General features: G+C 73.4%; 17 protein-coding genes. 11 read left to right on the forward strand and 6 right to left on the reverse strand.

The genetic code is table 11. The annotated features are described in order from the left end of the window. Nucleotides 1-230: 230 nt before the first annotated feature. Nucleotides 231-3,440 carry a M28 family peptidase gene (locus ACIBEC_RS29265; RefSeq protein WP_360498915.1) on the forward strand — a complete coding sequence of 1,070 codons (3,210 nt, stop codon included), beginning with the start codon at nucleotides 231-233 and terminating at the stop codon, nucleotides 3,438-3,440. 114 nt (nucleotides 3,441-3,554) lie between these two features. Here ACIBEC_RS29265 and ACIBEC_RS29270 read toward each other — a convergent pair whose 3' ends face one another. Both ACIBEC_RS29270 and ACIBEC_RS29275 read right to left on the reverse strand, forming a co-directional pair. After that, on the reverse strand, nucleotides 3,555-4,211 hold the full coding sequence (locus tag ACIBEC_RS29270) for a hypothetical protein (RefSeq protein ID WP_360498913.1): 657 nt from the start codon (nucleotides 4,209-4,211) through the stop codon (nucleotides 3,555-3,557). Between the two features lie 260 nt (nucleotides 4,212-4,471). Then, on the reverse strand, nucleotides 4,472-5,104 hold the full coding sequence (locus ACIBEC_RS29275) for a hypothetical protein (protein WP_360498911.1): 633 nt from the start codon (nucleotides 5,102-5,104) through the stop codon (nucleotides 4,472-4,474). Nucleotides 5,105-5,332: 228 nt separating this feature from the next. On the opposite strand from ACIBEC_RS29275, the gene ACIBEC_RS29280 reads away from it, so the two are divergent. The 5 genes from ACIBEC_RS29280 to ACIBEC_RS29300 all read left to right on the forward strand — a co-directional run bounded on the left by ACIBEC_RS29280 (nucleotide 5,333) and on the right by ACIBEC_RS29300 (nucleotide 10,294). Further along, nucleotides 5,333-6,571 (forward strand): cytochrome P450, encoded by a 1,239-nt coding sequence (locus tag ACIBEC_RS29280; RefSeq protein ID WP_360498909.1) that lies wholly within the window; start codon nucleotides 5,333-5,335, stop codon nucleotides 6,569-6,571. A gap of 174 nt (nucleotides 6,572-6,745) precedes the next feature. After that, nucleotides 6,746-7,255, forward strand: coding sequence for a carboxymuconolactone decarboxylase family protein (locus tag ACIBEC_RS29285; protein ID WP_360498907.1), 510 nt, complete (start codon nucleotides 6,746-6,748; stop codon nucleotides 7,253-7,255). Nucleotides 7,256-7,467: 212 nt separating this feature from the next. Continuing rightward, complete coding sequence (locus ACIBEC_RS29290) at nucleotides 7,468-9,324, forward strand: penicillin-binding transpeptidase domain-containing protein (protein WP_360498905.1); 1,857 nt, start codon at nucleotides 7,468-7,470, stop codon at nucleotides 9,322-9,324. 65 nt (nucleotides 9,325-9,389) lie between these two features. Beyond that, nucleotides 9,390-9,746, forward strand: coding sequence for a hypothetical protein (locus tag ACIBEC_RS29295; protein WP_360498903.1), 357 nt, complete (start codon nucleotides 9,390-9,392; stop codon nucleotides 9,744-9,746). Continuing rightward, nucleotides 9,746-10,294, forward strand: a complete 549-nt coding sequence (locus ACIBEC_RS29300; RefSeq protein WP_360498901.1) for a GNAT family N-acetyltransferase — start codon at nucleotides 9,746-9,748, stop codon at nucleotides 10,292-10,294. Before ACIBEC_RS29295 ends, ACIBEC_RS29300 begins: the two co-directional genes overlap by 1 nt. A 66-nt stretch (nucleotides 10,295-10,360) precedes the next feature. Here ACIBEC_RS29300 and ACIBEC_RS29305 read toward each other — a convergent pair whose 3' ends face one another. After that, nucleotides 10,361-10,630: a hypothetical protein gene (locus tag ACIBEC_RS29305; RefSeq protein ID WP_360498899.1), complete on the reverse strand. Its 270-nt coding sequence runs from the start codon at nucleotides 10,628-10,630 to the stop codon at nucleotides 10,361-10,363. Between the two features lie 280 nt (nucleotides 10,631-10,910). On the opposite strand from ACIBEC_RS29305, the gene ACIBEC_RS29310 reads away from it, so the two are divergent. Next, complete coding sequence (locus ACIBEC_RS29310) at nucleotides 10,911-12,506, forward strand: hypothetical protein (RefSeq protein WP_360498897.1); 1,596 nt, start codon at nucleotides 10,911-10,913, stop codon at nucleotides 12,504-12,506. Nucleotides 12,507-12,517: 11 nt separating this feature from the next. Continuing rightward, nucleotides 12,518-12,925, forward strand: a complete 408-nt coding sequence (locus ACIBEC_RS29315) for an Imm7 family immunity protein (protein WP_360498896.1) — start codon at nucleotides 12,518-12,520, stop codon at nucleotides 12,923-12,925. A 130-nt stretch (nucleotides 12,926-13,055) separates the two neighbouring features. Here the strand turns inward: ACIBEC_RS29315 and ACIBEC_RS29320 are convergent, their stop codons facing one another. Then, nucleotides 13,056-13,979 carry an FAD-dependent monooxygenase gene (locus ACIBEC_RS29320; RefSeq protein ID WP_360498894.1) on the reverse strand — a complete coding sequence of 308 codons (924 nt, stop codon included), beginning with the start codon at nucleotides 13,977-13,979 and terminating at the stop codon, nucleotides 13,056-13,058. A 211-nt stretch (nucleotides 13,980-14,190) separates the two neighbouring features. Between ACIBEC_RS29320 and ACIBEC_RS29325 the strand changes: the two genes are divergently transcribed. The 3 genes from ACIBEC_RS29325 to ACIBEC_RS29335 all read left to right on the forward strand — a co-directional run bounded on the left by ACIBEC_RS29325 (nucleotide 14,191) and on the right by ACIBEC_RS29335 (nucleotide 15,971). After that, a complete protein-coding gene (locus ACIBEC_RS29325) occupies nucleotides 14,191-14,916 on the forward strand; it encodes a DUF2625 family protein (protein ID WP_360498892.1) in 726 nt (241 codons plus the stop codon). A 68-nt stretch (nucleotides 14,917-14,984) separates the two neighbouring features. After that, nucleotides 14,985-15,554, forward strand: coding sequence for a hypothetical protein (locus tag ACIBEC_RS29330; protein ID WP_360498890.1), 570 nt, complete (start codon nucleotides 14,985-14,987; stop codon nucleotides 15,552-15,554). 63 nt (nucleotides 15,555-15,617) lie between these two features. Further along, on the forward strand, nucleotides 15,618-15,971 hold the full coding sequence (locus ACIBEC_RS29335) for a hypothetical protein (protein WP_360498888.1): 354 nt from the start codon (nucleotides 15,618-15,620) through the stop codon (nucleotides 15,969-15,971). A 154-nt stretch (nucleotides 15,972-16,125) separates the two neighbouring features. Here the strand turns inward: ACIBEC_RS29335 and ACIBEC_RS29340 are convergent, their stop codons facing one another. Together ACIBEC_RS29340 and ACIBEC_RS29345 are read right to left on the reverse strand one after the other, a co-directional pair. Further along, a complete protein-coding gene (locus ACIBEC_RS29340) occupies nucleotides 16,126-17,265 on the reverse strand; it encodes a nucleotide disphospho-sugar-binding domain-containing protein (protein ID WP_360498886.1) in 1,140 nt (379 codons plus the stop codon). A 29-nt stretch (nucleotides 17,266-17,294) separates the two neighbouring features. After that, entirely contained in the window at nucleotides 17,295-18,650 is a 1,356-nt protein-coding gene (locus tag ACIBEC_RS29345) for an ATP-grasp domain-containing protein (protein ID WP_360498885.1), read from the reverse strand. Nucleotides 18,651-18,763 lie beyond the last annotated feature (113 nt).

Consider the following 18,763-nt stretch of genomic DNA (forward strand, 5'->3'; position numbering starts at 1 on the left):
CAACCACTCGACGAAAACCGCAGCTTGACGCAAAGCCGAGCGGCGGGCTTGACGGAATTTGCCAACCCTATGCATCGCCCGCACCATCCATTGACCCGAGCATGACGCCATGTGAGGGTTCGGGCACCCGAGCGCGGACGGCCCGCACGGCCGTCCCCCGGACGCGGCCTGCGGTGCGCCACCTGCCCATGCCGTCCGCGGTCGAGGACCCCCACATGCGAGGAGCCTCGATGCAACGCAGAGTTTCCACCGGCCGGTTGCTCACCACGGCGACCGCCCTGACCGTACTGGCCGGCCTGATCGCCGCCACCGCGGGGCCGGCCACCGCCGCACCCAGCCCCTCCCCGGCACCGCCGCGCGCCCTGGCCGCCGCCGTCAACGCCGCCGACGCCGCTGCCGCGGCCGGCCTGGACGCCCTGGCCAAGGGCCCCGGCGAGACCTACGAACGCAAGGCCGTCACCCCCTGGGTCGGCGGCCTCTACTCCGTCGCGTACGAGCGCAGCTACCGCGGCCTGCCGGTGGTCGGCGGCGACGCGGTGGTGCTCGCCGACGGGCAGGGCAAGGTCCGCGGCCTGCAGTCCGCCGCCACCGGCCCGGTCGGCGGCTCCGTCACCCCGCGGATCGGCGCGGACCAGGCGGAGAGGACCGCCCGCACCCAGCTGCCCGCCGTGGACGCCATGGCGTCGAACCGGCTGGTCGTCCGGGTCAAGGACGGCAGCGGCGGCCGGCTCGCCTGGGAGACCGTGCTGAGCGGCCACCGGGGGAACGCCCCGAGCCGGCTGCACGTCTTCGTGGACGCCGCGACCGGCGAGGTCATCGACCACTACGACGAGGTCCACGCCGGCACCGTCACCAGCAAGTGGAACGGCCCGGCCCCGGTCACCATCAGCACCACCGGCTCGGGCGGCTCGTACTCGCTGCGCGACCCGAACCGGCCCGGCCTGACCTGCTCCGACTACAGCACCGGCCAGGTGTTCTCCAAGTCCAGCGACTCCTGGGGCAACGGCAGCCCGTCCACCAAGGAGACCGGCTGCGGCGACGCGATGTTCGCGGCCCAGAAGGAATGGGACATGCTCCGCGACTGGCTGGGTCGCAACGGGCACAACGGCAACGGCGGCAGCTGGCCGGTGAAGGTCGGCCTCAACGACGTCAACGCCTACTGGGACGGCAGCTCGATATCCGTCGGCCACAGCCAGGCCAACGAGTGGATCGCCTCCATCGACGTGGTCGGCCACGAGTTCGGCCACGGCATCGACCAGTACACCCCGGGTGGCGCCAACAACGAGTCCGGCCTGGGCGAGGCCACCGGCGACATCATGGGCGCCCTCACCGAGGCCTACGCCAACGAGCCCGCGCCGTACGACAGCCCGGACTACACCGTCGGCGAGATGATCAACCTGGTCGGCAGCGGGCCGATCCGCAACATGTCCGACCCCTCGCAGGTCAACAACGACCCGAACTGCTACTCCTCCTCCATCCCGAACACCGAGGAGCACGCGGCGGCCGGTCCGCTGAACCACTGGTTCTACCTGCTGGCCGAGGGCTCCAACCCGGGCGGCGGCAAGCCCGCCAGCCCGACCTGCAACAACTCGACGGTCACCGGCGTCGGGATCAAGGACGCCGGCCGGGTCTTCTACGGCGGCATGCTGCTCAAGACCAGCGGCATGACCTACAAGCGCTACCGCACCGCCACCCTGACGGCGGCGAAGAACCTGGACCCGTCCTGCACCTTCTTCAACCGGGCCAAGGCCGCCTGGGACGCGGTCAGCGTGCCCGCGCAGAGCGGTGACCCGACCTGCACGCCGTCCGGCACCAACGACTTCTCGCTGTCGCTCGGCCCGGCGTCCGGCTCGGTCCAGCCCGGCTCCACGACCACGGCGACGGTCGGCACCGCCCTCACCTCGGGCACCGCGCAGTCCGTCAACCTGAGCGTCTCCGGCGCCCCCGCCGGGGTCACCGCGACGGTCAGCCCCTCGTCCGTGCAGACCGGTTCGTCCGCCACGCTGACCCTGTCGGCCTCCTCGGGCGCCCCGGCCGGGACGTACGTGATCACCGTCACCGGCACCGCCGGCCCGGCCACCCACACCGCCCAGTACATCCTGACCGTCGGCGGCGGAGGCACCCCCGGCGGGCCCGCACCCGACATCGACGTCGCCAAGGTCCAGGCCCACCTGTCGCAGCTGAACAGCATCGCCAACCAGAACGGCGGCAACCGTCGGGCGGGCACCGCCGGGCACAGCCAGTCGGTGGCGTACCTCAAGGCCAAACTGCAGGCCGCCGGATACACCGTCAGCGAGCAGACCTGCACCTCCTGCACCTACCGGTCCGACAACCTGATCGCCGACTGGCCCGGCGGCCCCGCCGACCAGGTCACCATGTTCGGCGCCCACCTGGACAGCGTCGGCGCCGGCCCCGGCATCAACGACAACGGCTCCGGCTCGGCCACCCTGCTGGAGAACGCCCTGGTGCTCGCCCAGCAGAACCCGTCGCTGACCCGGCACGTCCGGTTCGCCTGGTGGACCGGCGAGGAGCAGGGCCTCCAGGGCTCCCAGTACTACGTCGGCCGGCTCGGCTCGAGCCAGCGCTCCGCGATCAAGGCCTACTACAACTTCGACATGGTCGGCTCCCCCAACGCCGGCTACTTCATCAACAACATCTCCTCCTCGGCCTCCGCACCGATGAAGGCCTACTGGGACTCGCTCAACCTCCAGCCGGAGGAGAACGTCGAGGGCCAGGGCCGCTCGGACGACTACTCCTTCCAGCAGGCCGGCGTCCCCACCTCCGGCTACGCCGCCGGCGCCGACGCCGTCAAGACCTCGGCACAGGCCGCCAAGTGGGGCGGAACGGGCGGCCGTTCGTACGACTCCTGCTACCACCAGTCCTGCGACACCACGAGCAACGTCGACGCGACGGTGCTCAACCGCAGCGCCGACGGCGTGGCCTACACCATCTGGAAGACCTCGGTCGGCGGCAGCACGCCCGCCAACGACTTCTCCCTCGCGGTGAACCCGGCCACCGCCACCGTCAAGCCCGGTGACAGCGCCGCGGCGACGGTCGACACCGCCACCACCACCGGCTCGGCCCAGACCGTCAACCTGACCGCCTCGGGCGCCCCGACCGGCGTCACCGTCTCCTTCAGTCCGTCCTCGGTGCAGTCCGGCGGCTCCGCGACGGTCACCCTCGCGACCACCGCCGCCACCCCGGCCGGCACCTACAGCATCACCCTCACCGGGACCGGCACCGCCACCCACAGCACCAGCTTCTCCCTGGTCGTGGGCGACGGGAACCCCAACCCCGGCGGCACCTGGACGCCCGGCACCACCTACAAGGCGGGCGACACCGTGACCTACAACGGGGTCACCTACGTCTGCCTCCAGGGCCACACCGCCCAGGTCGGCTGGGAGCCGCCGATCGTCCCGGCCCTGTGGCAGCCGGTGTGACCGGGGCGCCCTGAGGCCGTCGTCACCTGACGCCCTGTGAAGCCGCTGCGCCGCGGTCCGTCGAGGGGGACGGACCGCGGCGCAGCCGTGTGCGGGGAGGGCGGGGCCGGGCCCTCAGCCGGGGTGGAAGGCGACCCGGACGGAGGAGTCGAAGGGCAGGATCAGCCCGTTGCCGGTCTCCCAGGTCCAGTCGCGCGGGATCAGGAACATCCGGCCGCCGGAGTGGGCCAGCAGCCGCAGGCCCTCGTAGCGGTACCGGAACCGCGCCCCCTGCTCCACGTCGGGCAGCACCGTCTCCCGCACCCCCGCCCACCCCAGGTGCAGGCGCTCCGAGGTGTCGAGGACGACCGCCGGACGCCGGTAGAGGTGCTGGGCGAGCTGCTCGGCGTCCGCCGTCCCCTTCTGCTGGGCGTAGCCGTCGACCGCCCAGTACGAGCAGAGCACGATGATCGCCACGCTGATGCCCAGCGCCGCGCGCTCCCCGGTCAGCGGGTAGTCCGCGCCGGTACCGCGCACGTACATCAGCCGGGCCAGCACCCCGAGCAGCAGCGCGCCGCCGATCAGCAGCGGGGTGCCCATGGGGCCGGCGTCGATCACTTCGAAACCGGCCAGGAGGCCGAACAGCAGCAGCGGGACGACCAGCGCGGTGACGGCCAGGCAGACCCACCGGAGGGCTCGGATGCCGGCCCCGTCCCTGCCCCCCTCGCCGCCGACCGCCCTGGTCGCGAGGTGGTAGCCCAGCGCACCGAGCAGCGCACCGCACAGCGCCACCCCGGCCGGGACGTAGAGCGCGGGGGAACTGCGCAGCAGCAGGTCCTGGGTGGCGAAGCCGATCGTGCCGGCGTCGATGCCGAAGTAGCTGTAGAGCGAACTGGTGTAGGCGTAGCCGAAGAAGAAGAGCAGCGCGGTGAGGAGGGTGGTCGGGGCGACCCAGGTGGCGAGCTTGGCGATCCAGTCGGTCCAGGGCTTGACCTCCGGCTGCTTGACCTCCGGCTGCTTCGGCTCGGCCGGGGCCTCCTCCTCGGCAGGGCTCAGGGGTTGCTCCCGGCGCCTGTGGAGGCACCGCCGTTGTCCGGGGTACCGCCGTTGTCCGGGGTACCGCCGTTGTCCGGGGTACCGCCGTTGTCCGGGGTACCGCCGTTGTCGGGGGTGATGATCGCCACGGTGCCCATGGCCTGGATCCGCTCGCTGGCGCCGTCGACCGTGACCGTGAGGCAGATCGTGCGCTTCTTCGTGCCCGGCTGCCAGGCCGGAAGGGTGAACGTGACGTCCTTGCCCACACCGTCGGTCACCGGGACCGACTGCGAGTCGGGATGGGTGGCGTACCGCGAACTGCCGCAGTCCGCCACCTTGCTGACCGTCGCCTGGAAACTGGTCTTCGCCGTGAAGGACAGCGTGATCCGGGCGGTGTTGTCCGTGCCCTGGACGTTAGCCGACGGCTCGCCGGCCGTCCGGAACCCGCCCTGGTTCCCGGTGTCCCTGGTCCGCTGGTCGTCCGGCTGCCCCTGAGCGGTGGTCTCGCCGTTCTGTCCGGCTTGGGTCGCCGAGCCGGAGTCGCCGCCACCACCGCCGCAGGCCACCAGGGCCGGTACGAACAGGACGGCCGCCAGCCACCGGGCCGCTCGACCGCTCCTGCCGCCTCCGATGTGCCGGGTCCCGGGCATGCGTTCTCCCATCCGCGCAGCGAGCAGGGCCGGTTGGCCCCGCCGCACGGTACCCGTTCGCATACGGCGGGCCGGTCCGCCACGCGGGCCCCGGCCCGGCCCGCCACCCGGTCGGCGCAACCCGGTCGACCCTCGGCCTGGCATAGAGTCTGAACGGACGAACCGTCAGCAGGCCGTCAGCGGAGTGGCAGGACGGCAGGCCCGCAGCAACCCGGAAGGAACCCACCCGTGAGCACGGACACCCGCCCGGTACCGGAGCTGGCCCCCGAGGCCGTCGAGCAGTGGCGGGCCGAGGAGGCCGAACTCGTCGAGTTGCTGGCCCGGGCGCAGCACGTCGTCGGCGGCGTCGCCGCGTTCCGGCTCGGCCCGACGCCCACCGTCCTGGTCACCGACCCGGCGGCGGTGCAGCACGTCCTGGGCCGCCACCCGGACCGGTACGTCAAGCGCTCGCACCGCGCCCGGATGCTCGTCGGGGACGGCGTGCTGTCCGCCACCGGGGACGCCTGGAAGCGCCAACGGCGCTTGCTGCAATCGCAGTTCACCGGCACCGGGATGCGCAGGTACGAGCAGCGGATCGCGGCGGCGGCGCGCCGGACCGCCGAGCGCTGGGAGGGGTACCGGCGCAGCGGGGAGACCTTCGACGTGGGCGAGGAGATGCGCCGCTTCGCCCTGGACACGGTCTGGCGGGCGCTCACCGGGCTGCCGCTGGACGATCGCACGGACCGCGAACTCCGCGCGGTGGAGCGGGTGGTGGCCGCCATGCCGAAACTGCCGACCGACGCGGCGGACGCCCGGGACGCGGTCGCCGAGGACCTGGCGCTGGTCGACGCCGTGGCACACGCCGCGATCGAGGCGGCGCGGTCGGCCGGTCCGGTGGAGGAGCCGGGCGTGCTCCGGGTCCTGCTGGACGCAGGCGGGCAATTCCCCGAGTACACCGACCGGTTGATCCGCGACGAGCTCGTCACGCTGCTCGTCGCCGGACACGAGACCACGGCCACCACCCTGACCTGGCTCTTCCTGCTCCTCGACCGCCACCCCGAGGCCCGGACAGCCGACCCGCAGGCCCTGGTGAGCGAGACGCTGCGGCTCTACCCCTCCGCCTGGCTGCTCCCCCGGCACGCCGCCGAGGACGACGTCATCGCCGGCCACCACATCGCCGCCGGAACGGACGTGCTGGTCTGCCCGTACCTCACCCACCGCGACCCGGCCCTGTGGCCCGACCCCGAGCGCTTCGACCCGACCCGCTTCGCCCCGGGCTCGGACCGCCCCGGCCACCTCGGCGCCTACCTCCCCTTCGGCCTCGGCGCCCGCGCCTGCCTGGGCACCCAGTTCGCCCTCCGGGAGACCACCGCCCTGCTGGAACTCCTGCTGCCGATGGGCGAGTTGGAGTTCCGCGCCAAACCGGCGGGCGCCGCCTACAGCATCACCGTACGACCGGCCGGGCCGACGCCCGCGGTCCTGCGCTGACCGCCCCGGGAATGTGCGCGGGCCTCGGTGTCACAACGCCGCGTCGAGATCCGTCGGGACAGTGACAGCACCGCTGATCGCACCGATCACCCCGATCGCGCCGATCACCCTGCTGACGCTGATCACCCTGCCGGCACCGATCACGATGATCCCGCCGCTCCCGAGAGGAACACGATGTCGACCACCCGATCGATCACCACCGAGATCCCGCAGCGCCCCCGCATGACCCAGGACCCGGTCCAGCTCATCCCCGAACTCGCCGAGGTCTCGGCCGCGTTGTTCAAGGCCACCGGCAACCGCTCGGTGCCCCGCGCCACCATCAGCCTGGTCCAGCTGCGTGCCGGCCAGATCGCCGGGAACACCTACCTGACCGTCCTGCACACCGGCTTCCTCCGCAAGGCCGGCGAGAGCGAGGAGCGGATCACCTCGGTGGCCTCCTGGCAGGACTCGACGTACTTCACCGCCCCCGAGCGCGCCGCGCTCGCCCTCGCCGAGGCCGCCCTCCAGCCCAACCCGCACGGCGAACGCGTCTCCGACGCGCTGTACGCCGAGGTCTCCGAGCACTACGACGAGAAGTCCCTCGCCACCCTGATGGTCGCCATCGGCCAGGTCAACTTCTTCACCGCCATCGCCCTCATCGCCAAGCCCGTCCCGGGCCGCTCCTTCACCGACCCCTGGGCCTGACACCCCAGCGCCGTACCGGACGACCCGCCAGGCACCCGCGCCCGGCGGGTCGTCCCGCTGCCGTCCGATCACCCCGATCCGCTTAGGCTGGTCCGCGCCCGAACGGATGCACGAACCGGCCGGCCGGGCCGCGGACCGGAAGCCGGAGGGGGCGGGTCCGCGCGACACGAAGCACCGCGAAGCACCACGAAGTCCACAGGGGGGACGTAGACATGCGCGAGGAGCAGGAGCCCGACGGGCACGACCGGCACGACGGGCACGCCGCGTACGACGGGTATGGCGGGCACGCCGCGTACCACGGGTATGGCGGGTACGACGGGTACGACGAACTCGACGAGAACCAGGTCGGGTTCGAGAGCGCGGACGAGGACGAAGCCCCGCGCCGCTCGGGCGCTCGGCGGGCCGTGCTGGTGGCGGCAGGTGGGGTGTTCGCCGCGCTGCTCGCGGTCGGCGGGTACGGCGCCTACAACGTGATGAACGCCGTGACCGGCGGGGCCTCCTCGGGCGGAAGCGGCCAACAGGGGTCCGACAGCGCGGCGAAGGCCCCGCAGGAGCCGCCGACCGCCGCGCAGGCCGAGACGGTGGCGAAGGACTTCCTGGCAGCCTGGGGCCGCGGGGACATGACGGCCGCCTCCGCCCTCACCGACCAGCCGGACACCGCCCGCGCCGCGCTGGCCGTGTTCCACGAGAACGTGCCGGCCCGCTCACTCGCACTGACCGGGACGGGCGCGGCGCCGTCCGGCGCAGGCCCGGCGTCGTCCGGCGCAGGCCCGGCGTCGTCCGGCGCCCCGAGCGGGCCGTCGCTCGGCTTCCGGGTGAAGGCCGAGTTCGAGGGCGCGACGGGCGCCTGGGAGTACGACAGCGCGCTCAGCGTCGTCCGCGCCCAGGACGGCCGGGCCGTCGTCCACTGGGCGCCGACCGTGATCCACCCCCACCTCGGCCCGGGCCGGACGATCGCCGTGCAGCCGCTGCCCGACCCGGTGTCCAAGCCGACCGACCGCAACGGCAAGCCGCTCGAGGGCTTCCCGTCGCTGAACGCCGTGCTGCCCCAGCTCGCGCCCGCCGGCGGCGCGACCGCCGTCACCGGACGGGCCGTCGTGCTCGCGGGCGGCTCCGGGAAGGATCCCGAGCAGCTGTTCGTGCTGACCCCGCCGAGCGCGCCGCAGGTCAAGCTCACCCTGGACGCCGACCTCCAGCAGGTCGCCGAGGAGGCCGTCAAGCAGCAGTCGGCGGGCGGCAAACCGGCCTCGCTGGTAGCCGTCCAGCCGAGCACCGGCCACATCCTCGCGATGGCCTACTCGCCGAGCGGGTTCAACCGCGCCGTCGCGGGCGGCCAGCCGCCCGGCTCCACGATGAAGGTCATCACCTCGGCCGCCCTACTGGAGGCCGGGGTATCCCCGGACACCCCGGCGCCGTGCAAGGACACCACCTACTCCCCGCGTGCCTGGCACAACGACGAGCCCGGCGACTTCCCCTCGTACACACTCACCGACGACTTCATCCACTCCTGCAACACCGGCTTCATCGACAAGGGCCTGGAGAAGCTGCAGCCCGGCACACTCACCAAGGTCGCCCGCGACCAGTTCGGCCTCAGCCTGGAATGGCACATCGGCATCCCGAGCCGGGACGCCACCATCCCGCTGCCCGGCACCAAGGACGAGGCCGCCGCCGAGTACATCGGCCAGGGCCAGATCCAGGTCAACTCGCTGCTGATGGCCTCGGTCGCCGCCACCGTGCAGAGCGGAACGTTCCGCCAGCCCGTCCTGCGGGAGGACGCCAAGCGCGCCACGGCGCCCGGGAAGCTGCCCGCCGACGTCGCCCGCGACCTGCGCACGATGATGGCCAAGACCGCCACCCAGGGCACCGCCCGCGCCCCGATGTCCGGCCTGTCCGGCCAGATCGGCGCCAAGACCGGCACCGTCGAAGCCGGCAGCCAGGCCACCAACAGCTGGTTCATCGCCTACCGCGGCGACCTCGCCGTCGCCGCCGAGGTCGAAGGCGGCGGCCACGGCAACAGCGCGGCCGGCGTGGCGGCGGCCCAGGTCCTGAAGGCCGGCGGCAAGGGCTGACGGCTGTCCCCGCCGACCGCGGCCACGCGGCCGGCGGGGGCCGAACCCTCTCAAGGAGCTCGGGCATGGGAATGACCCTGCGGCGCTACCCCCGTGCCGCCACCGTCCTGGCAGCCCACGCCCGCCACGCCGGCGACCTGCCGCCGACCGTCGAGCACTACTGCCTCGTCGCCGCGCCGGCACTGCACCTGGCCGCCGAATCCGCCGAGTACTCCGGCTGCACCGAGTCAGAGCGCGACACGACCCTCGCCGCCCACCTCTCGCTCCTCGACCGCGAGGACTGGTACCGGACGGCCCGCACCGCCCTGACCGCGCGGAACACGTGGCTCCTCTGGTTCGCGGACTTCAGCGGCTCTCGGCTGCGCCTCCGGGTGTTCGAGGACTGGAAGTCGGCGGCCGACGGGGCCGGGGAGGAAGGCTGATGGCCGTGGCAGGGGTTCGGGAAGAGCCCGAGCTGATCGATCCCACCGTCCGGTTGCGGGCGTCGTTCTTGGCGGCGGTGGCCGAGTACCGCGCGGATCGCGGCCACCCCCTCCCGTGGTTCGTCACCGATGTCGACCCGTCGGCGTTGACCGACACCGCCGCTTTCGGCACCTACGTCGCCCGGGTGCTCGCCGAACGCACCGAGGCCGGCGCACGCCGGGACGCGGGTGTGCCGATGACGACGCTGTGGTGGGCCGACGGCGACGAGTTGCTGGGCAGGATCGCGATCCGGCACCGGCTGACCCCGAACCTGGCGCGGGTCGGCGGCCACATCGGCTACGACGTGCGGCCGGGCGCCCGGCGCAAGGGGCACGCGACCGCGATGCTCGCCGCCGCCCTGCCGGTCGCCGCCGCACTCGGCATCACGGAGGCGCTGCTGACCTGCGACGAGGCGAACCCCGCGTCCCGGCACGTGATCGAGGCCAACGGGGGCCGCCTCACCGGCACGGACGGCGGCAAGCTCCGCTACCTGGTGCCGACGGCCTGACTCCCTCACACCCCCGAAGCGGCCGGTTACGGGCGAGGGTGTCGAGGGGGCGGCAGCGGGCTGTGTTCAGGACGGGTCCTCGCCGCGGATCAGCGTCAGGGCGGGCCGCAGCGGTGTGTGGTCCGCCTCCTGCTCCGCCATCAGTTCGGCCAGCATCCGGGCGCCCATTTCGCGGAACCGGGCCTTGCGCTCCTCGTCGGCCTCCTCCTCGCCCGGGTAGAAGGCCAGGTGGACAGCGCCGTTCTCCCCGTCCCAGCTGTAGCTGCGGTACGGGGGCAACGGCTCGTGGTCGTGTCCGCACTCGCACTCGTGCTCGTGATCGTGCTCGCCCGTCATGGGGAACCTCCGGTGCTCGTCGTCGAGGTGGCCTCTCATGGGTAACGAGCCCGCCCCGGGAAGGGCGCGCGGCGTGTCAGCTGCCGGCGATGCGGAAGACCGGGCACCCCGCCCGCAGGGGGAGGTCGGCCTGAGGCCGGCGAGACGTCAGCGGGAGGTCAGTCGGAGTTCTCCCGAGTCCAGGTTCCGGCTCGGGTGCGCCATCGGGGTCCGTCATCGGGTCCGTCATCGGGTAACTCTCCAGTGTGAGTCGGTGCTGATCGCTGACAGAATGCCCCCCATGCCCTCCTCCCTCCGTACGGACCCGGCTCCTTCAGCCTCCCCTCTCGCCGAGGCCCGGCTGCGCGGCGTCGCGGCCAACCCGGGTGCGCCGTCCGGAGTCCTGCTGCGCCTGCTGGACCCGTCGGCGCGCTCGGCGTGGACGGTCCTGTGCGAGGGACGCGCCCTTCCGGCGGAGGTCGTCGAGGCGGTGCTCGTGCACCCCCAGCGGGCGGTGCGCGCCGCGTTCGCCCGCAACCGGTACGTGGCACCCGCGCAGCGCGGCCGGCTCGTCGACGATCCCGACGCGCTGGTCCGCCAAAGGCTGGCGGGCGGACCGCGTCCACGGTTCGGCGCCCTCGAGGCACTGCCCGACGACGTGTTGGAAGCCCTGATGACCGCGCGGGACGACGACCGCCCGGACCAGCTGCTGACCGCCGCCGAGATCGCCACCGAGCTGGTGTGCTCCGAGCAGATCCCGCAGTCCTTCCGGCGCGGGCTGATTCGTCACCCGAACCCCGAGCTGCGGGCGAAGGCCGCCGGCCTGTGGCTGTCGCTCACCACCGAGCAGCGCGACGCGCTGCTGGCCGACCCGGTGCCCGCCGTGGCCGAGGCCGCGCGCCTGAGCAGCCGGAATCTGGACCCGGAGGCGATGGAAGCGGACCTGCCGGACCGCGACTGCCATGGCCGGAACATGATCCTCTTCAACTACGCCGTCTCCCCCGCGATGGCGCAACGGTGCCTCGCGGCGGGCCGTGACCTGCAGTCGCTGGCCCAGAACCCCCACACGCCCGTCGAGTTCCTCCCCCGCCTCGCCCGCGAACCCGATCCGGAGGTGCGCGCGCGTGTCGCCGCCCGGGCCGACACGGACCCGGCGCTGCTCGCCGAGTTGGCGCAGGATCCGGAGGACACCGTACGGATCCGGGCCGTGCTGCACCCGCTCCCCCGCACCTGGCCGGAGCGACGCGCCATCGACCGGGTCGTCGGCCGGCCGGCCGAGCAGGTCGGCCCGGTCCGCGAGATGTTCCAGGAGCCGGAGACGAGCTGGTACGAGGCGTGCGCGGTCTCCCCGGAACCGGTCCTCCGGCGGGTCGCCGCGACCTGCGCGCGGCTGCCGCAGGAGCTGGTGCACCGTCTGGCCGAGGACGCCGACCCGGACGTGCGCCACCTCCTGGCCTACAACCACCCGCTGGCCCCGCCCGCGACCGTCCTCGATGCCTTCATCGCCACACCCCGGCAGCGCCCCTACCTGCTCACCCTGTCCCGGCTCCCCCGCACCGGGCTCACGCACCTCCTCGAACACGAGGACGCCGAGGTCCGCGCCCTGGCCGCCGCCGACGCCGGCCTCGCGCAGCCGCCCGTCCGGCACCTGGCCGACCCGGATCCACGCGTCCGACGGGCCGCGGCGGCGAACCCGCTCCTGCCCCTCGACCTGGTCGAGTCGACCCTGAACGCGTCGTTCCTGGACGCATCGATCCTGGACGATTCTCTTCCGGGGGCGTCGGATTCGGCCGACCCGGACCTCGTCGAGGGCGCGTCCGCCAACCCGGCCCTGTCCGCCGAACGCCTCCATGCGCTGCTCGACCGCGGCGGCCTGCCGAGGGTCGGCGGCGAATAGACTGCCGCACCATGTTCGAGTACCACGGGTGGATCAACGTTCTGGAAACCGCCGAAGCCGAGGACGACGACATCACTCTCGTCGACGCCCGCCTGCGGGAGATCGCCGACGGCATCCAGCGCCGGATCGACGAACTCGCCGACCCGTACCTCCTCGACCTGCGGTGGATGAACGGCGCGCTCTTCCTCCACCTCGGCGGCCAACCGAACCACCGGAACCCGGACATCCTCGACCTCTTCCGCGAGGTCGGCGAGCGCGCGCCCGGGTCGTACGGCCTGCTGCACGTGCGCGACGACGAGGACCGCGCTCACGAGAACGACGTCCGTGTCCTCAGGATGGTCCGCGGCCGGGTCACCGAGCACACCGAGCCGCTGCTGTCGCCGTGCGTCCCGGTGCTGGAGGACCCGTTCGAAGGCTGAGCGGTTGCCCGTCCCCTTTCGGTGGCCCGTCCCCGTTCGGTTGGCCGTCCCCGTTCGGTTGGCCGTCCCCGTTCGGTTGGCCGTCCCGTGGCCTCTCCGCACGCAGTGGCCCTCCTCCCCTCATGGTCCCTCAGTAGTCGGGCAGGTCGAAGACCGTGGCGGCACGGAAGGCCGCGTCCATCTCCGGCCCGGGCCGGTCGAAACCCGGCCCGCCCACGGCGGACGCGCCGTCGCCTCCGTAGAGGGTGGCGGTCAGTTCGAGGATGGCCTGGTTGGCCGCCACGTGGTCGCGCAGCCGCCGCTCGTAGGCGGGGTAGGCGGTCCTGTGGTCGCCGTCCGCCGTGTGCAGTTCCCCGGCCAGGACGTAGGCGGCGGTCAGGGCCACGCTGGTGCCCTGGCCGGTGAACGGGGAGCAACAGTAGCCTGCGTCGCCGAGCAGGGCGACACGGTCGTTGGACCAGCGGTCCATCCGGATCTGGGCGACGACGTCGTAGTGGAAGGCCTCCGTCTCCCACATCCCCCGGAGGAATCGCGGCATCTCCCAGCCCAGGTGGGCGCAGCGCTCGGCGACCACCCGGCACTGCGCGGCGCGGTCGCGCGGCAGCATGCGGTCGAGCGGTTGGTCGGAGGCGAAGCCGGCGAAGACCCGCAGCTCGGTGTTGTCTCGGACGGTCATCACCAGGCAGTCCCAGCCGGTGTCGGACTGCTGGATGACCTCCCAGCGGTCGAGGCCGAGGTGGTTGGGAACGCTCCAGCCGGCGACGTACGTGCCGATGGGGTGCAGGTAGTCGGCTTCGGGGCCGAAGACGAGACGGCGGGTGTTCGAGTACAGGCCGTCGGCGCCCACGACCAGGTCGAAGGACTGCTCGGTGCCGCTGCGGAACCGGACCTGGACGCCGTCCCCGTACTGCACGAGGGTGTCGATCGAGTCGTCGAACCGGTACTCGACGCCCGGTCCGGCCGCTCCCGCGATCAGCTCCGCGAGTTCGTCCCGCAGGATCTCCACGTCGGGGCCGCCGACCGGGCCGCCACTGGCCTGTGGCGGGCCACCCACAGGACACGGACAGACTGTTCACAGCACCGGCACGCCACCGGCAGGGCGCTGACAGGTCGTCGTCAGCGGAAGCCGGAAGCCCCTGAAGGGAGGGCAGTTGGCACCCCGCCCGCACGCCACCCCGCCAGAGGTCACCGTCGGCCGCCGGGGCGAACCCGCCATCCGTGACCCTGCCCGGCGGGGCGACCGGCGGCGGTGCGATCATCCTCGGATGCGCGCGATCGACGAACTGACCGAAGTGGACGATCCGGCGTGGCCGGAGCTGGCGGAGGTGCTCGCGGCGGGCCCGGTGTCCGCCCGGGTGCTGCCCGCCGACCGCGAGGAGGGGCGCCGCTGTCTGCTGCAGTTGCAGGTCACGGCACGCTCCACGCTCGGCGCCCTGGTACTGAACACCGGCGGGCTGCTCCTGGACCACGGCTGGGTGCGTGTCTTCGGCGGCGGCCCGGCCGCGGACGGCGGCCTGCCGAGCCTGGGACGGGTCAACCGCTTCCCCGCCGCGTTCGACCCGGCCTGGCAGCCGGCCGCCGGCCTGGTCGTCGGTCATGACGTCGTGGGCGGCGTCTTCGCGCTCAACGGCCACGATTCGGCCGCCGCGGGCCGCCCGGGGCTGCCGGGGCAGATGACCTACTTCGCCCCGGACACGCTGGAGTGGGAGGCCCTGGACATGGGCCACTCCGCGTGGGTCTCCTGGCTCCTCTCGGGCCACCCGGAGGCCTTCTACGACGCCCTGCGCCGGCCCGGCTGGCGCGCGGAGGCCGAGGAACTCGCCCTGTCCCAGGGGATCGCGGTGTTCCCGTTCCTGTGGTCGGAGGAGGCGCAGACGGACCCGTCCGCCACGTCCCGGCGAGCGGTTCCGATGCGCGAAGTCCTCGGGGTGGCGGCCGACTTCGCGCGTCGGCTGGGGCCGGGCGACCCCGGGTTCCTCGGCGAGGTGTAGGGCGGCCCGGGCATCGGATGGCGTAGTACTTCTCGCGCCGCCCATGGGTGTTGAGAAGACTGACCAGCGTGTCCTCCACCGTGAACGCCGGAACCTCCCGCCACGAGCAGGTCCTTGTCGGCGCGCTGCGGGCGAGGGCCTCGCGCGGCGCGCTGACCGCCGAGGCCGTGGTCCTCGCCCAGGGGCGCCTCCAGACCCCGTCCCCCTGGCCGACCGGCATGCCCCGCCGAGGCAACGGCGGCGCATGCTTCCCCAACGCGTCGCGCATCGCCGGTAGATCACCCGCCCTGGCGTACGTCGAGGGCTACGTGATCGAGGACGACGGCACCGTCTCCCGCCACGCCTGGTGCGCCGACGAGCACGGCCACGCCCTCGACCCGACCTGGCCCGACGGACGCGCCCGCGCCTACGCGGGCATCGGCATGGCCCTGGCCTGGGTCACCGCCGTCCAACGGCGCACCTGCACCCAGACGCGCTTCCCCGGCGTCCTGGACGCCGCCGTCCAGCACACCAGGGACGCCGACCGGGTCCTGACCTACGGAATTCCGCCGGAGGCACTCCTCACCCTCGGCCGCGACCTGCCGGAAGGAGCGCCGCACCACCCGTGGGAGGCCCGGCTGCCCGACCTGGTCGCCTGACGAGCCCAGCGGCTGCGCCGGTAGGCTTCCGCAGCAGTGCCGTCGACGGGGAGGAAACGGACCATGCTCGGCTGGTGGATCGGCATCACGGAACTGGGGCCTCAGGAATACGACCACGCCGCCCGTGAGGAGCGCAGTGCGGCCCTCCTCGCGAAGTGGGAGATCGGGGTGGCAGGGCTCGACTGGGTCCAGGAGCTGGTGGCCGCGGGCAAGGCCGAGCAGCTGCTGCGCGGCGGCTACCCGAACCGCTACAGCGCCCGCGCCGAACACGTCCTGCCGCTGCTCACCGCCGGCACGGTGCCCGGCGCCGGTACCGGGCCGTTCTCCCGGGTCCTCACCGTGGAGACGCATCCGGAGCGGATCGCCGCGTGCCCGGCCGACCGGCTGTTGACGATCGAGGCCTGGGACCAGTCCTGAGGGCCCCCGTCCGTTCTCGAGTGCGCGTGCTCGGGTGACGCCCCGAGGGGACGTCACCCGACTTTCCAGGCAGCGGAGTTCCCGTGCCGGCAGCGGGCTGAGCGGGACGTAGCGGGTGGCGGGGTCATCGCAGGGAGGACCCCGCCGGGTGCTCTCAGCCCGCGATGCCCGCGGTGCCCGCGAGCCGTTGCGCCACCGCGGCCGGGCTCGGCATCGCCGCGATTTCGGCGCTGACCTCGCGGGCTGTCCCGGCCAGGGCGGTGTCGGTGAGGAGGCGGTTCAGCAGGGCCGGGCCGATCTCCTCGGCGCCCGCGCTGAGGCCGGCGCCGCGGTCGCGGACCGCGTGGGCGTTGATGTAGCGGTCGGAGCCGTCGGGCAGGGCGAGTTGCGGGATGCCCGCGTCGAGGGCGGCGAGTGCGGTGCCGCTGCCGCCGTGGTGGATCGCGGCGGCGCAGGTGTCGAGCAGGGCCCGCCAGGGCACCCAGCCGTACGGGTGGACGTTGTCGGGCAGGGTGCCGAGGGCGGCGAGGTCGAGTTCGCCGGTGGCCAGGACGAAGTCGGCGTCGACGTCGGCGGCAGCCGCGATCACCCGCTCGATCCTGGTCAGGCCGTCGGTCTTGGGCGGTACGGTGCCGAGCGTGACGGCGACGCGCGGGCGGTGGGCGGGTGCGGCCAGGGTTTCGGGGAGGGCGCCTTCGCCGTTGTAGGCGACGGGCCGCAGCGTGCAGCCGTACCGTTCGCCCCCGGCCGTGCTCGGCGGGGCGAGGTCGAGGGTGGCGGCCGGCTGGGGCAGCGGGTCGGCTCCGTGCCGGGTGAAGGTGTCCGTCATCTCCGCGAGCATCAGTTCGCGCAGCCTGGGGGTGCGGACGAAGCCCAGGTCGTGTTGGACGGCGGGCACGCCCAGGGTGGTCGCCGCGAGGAGGGCCACCGGGAACAGGTACTCATAGACCACCAGGTCCGGCCGCCACTGCGCAGCGAGTTCGACGGCGGCGTCGGCCACCGTGCTGTTGACGTGGGCGGCCAGCGGGACGAAGGCCTCGCGGTCGGCCGCGTTGGTCTCGACGACCCGCCGCATCAGGTCGGGCCGCCGGGTGCGGCCGGCCTCCCGGATCTCCCGGCGCCAGTCCACGCCCGGGGCGAGTGGCAGGTACGGCAGCCCGGACGCGGCGACCGGCTCGCCGCCGTCCATCGAGGCCACCGCGACCTCGTGGCCGAGTTCGCGCATCGCCCGGGCCAGCGGGACCAGCGGGAAGAGATGGCCGACGCCGGGTGCGCCGGCGAACAGTACACGCATCGAAGAACCTCGGTAAGTGACGATCGGGATCAGCCGGCGGCGCGGTGCAGGGCGGCTTCCATGCCGTTCAGCACCGCGTTGCAGTCGCGCTGCAGGGTGTCGGCGTCGACGGCGCTGAGCAGGTAGACCCCGAGCCAGTTGCGCGACCCCGCGAAGGGGTCGAAGGCGGGTACCGGCTGTCCGGCCGGCATGGCGAAGGCGGGGACGGCTTCGATGGTGCTGCCCGGGGACAGCAGGCTCTGCCAGTCCACGGCCTGCGGGTTCCAGACCGGCCGGGTGCGCCAGGGCACTCCGGACGCGTCGGCCGGGACGACGGCCACCGAGGCGGCGGCCCGGATCCCGTCGGTGGGCATGGCCTCGGGGTAGTCGACCCGCTCGCCCAGCAGCTGCCGGACCAGCATGCCGATCGGGTCGAACCCGAACACCTCGTGGACCTGCCGGGTCGTCAGCAGTCCACCGAAGCGGGCCGCGGTCTCGATGACCACCAGCTCGCCGTCCTTCATCAGCTTGAGCTCGGTGTGGGTGCCGCAGTTCTCCAGCCCGAGCGCGTCGACGGCCTGCCGCGACACCTCCTCGATCCGGCGCTGCAGCGGTACCGCCATGACGGAGGGCGAGGTGCTGGCCACCTCGACGAAGGAGGGGACGGTCGGCAGTTTGGCGGTGATGGCCAGCGGACGGTAGACGCCGTCCGCGACGATCCCCTCCACGCTCACGTAGTCGCCGTAGCCGGGCTTCTCGTACCAGCCGTCGGTGGAGCCCTGGGCGATCTCCTCGACCAGCCGGTCCCGGTCGGTGTCCGGGGCGTAGAGCTCGTTCATGCCGACCCGGCTGCCGGCCTGGAGTCCGCGCTCGATCTCGCCCCACGCGGGGGCGGCGTCCGCGGCCGACTCCAGCACGATCTGGGCGACCGAGCCGGCGCCCCAGGCCGGCTTGAGCAGCAGCGGGGGCGTGAACTCGGCGAGCGCGGCGTCCAGGTCCGCGAGGCTGTCGACCCGGCGGAACCCGGGGATCGGCACCCCGGCGGCGGCCCACGCCTCCCGCATCAGCCGCTTGTCCCGAGCGCGGACGATCCCCTCGCCCGCGCCGGCCAGGCCGAGCCGTCTGGCGGCGTGCGCGACGGCCAGCACCGCGAACTCCGAGAGCGTGAGCACCGCGTCGGCCCCGATGGCCTTCGCGTGCTCCACGATCAGTTCGACCAGTTCGTCGCCGCGCGGCGCCTCGGCCACCGTTTCGATGCCGGTACAGCTGGGCCGCCACACCTCCTCGGCGGTGGTGGGCAGCGGCGCCAGCGCGAGGACGTGCAGTTCCCCGCAGGCGGCGATGCGCGGGAAGGCGTACTCGAGCGGGGCTCCGCCCTTGACGTAGACGTACAGGATCCGGTTCAACGTGCTTTCTCCTGAGGGAAGTTCACTCGGCCCGGGGCGGTGTCCGGCCCGGGGCGCGCTCGGCCGGCGCCGTCGCGCGGCGCGGCGGTGGCGTCGAGCGTGGTCGCGCACGG

The organism is Kitasatospora sp. NPDC051164, assembly GCF_044455625.1.
Taxonomy (GTDB): Bacteria; Actinomycetota; Actinomycetes; order Streptomycetales; family Streptomycetaceae; genus Kitasatospora.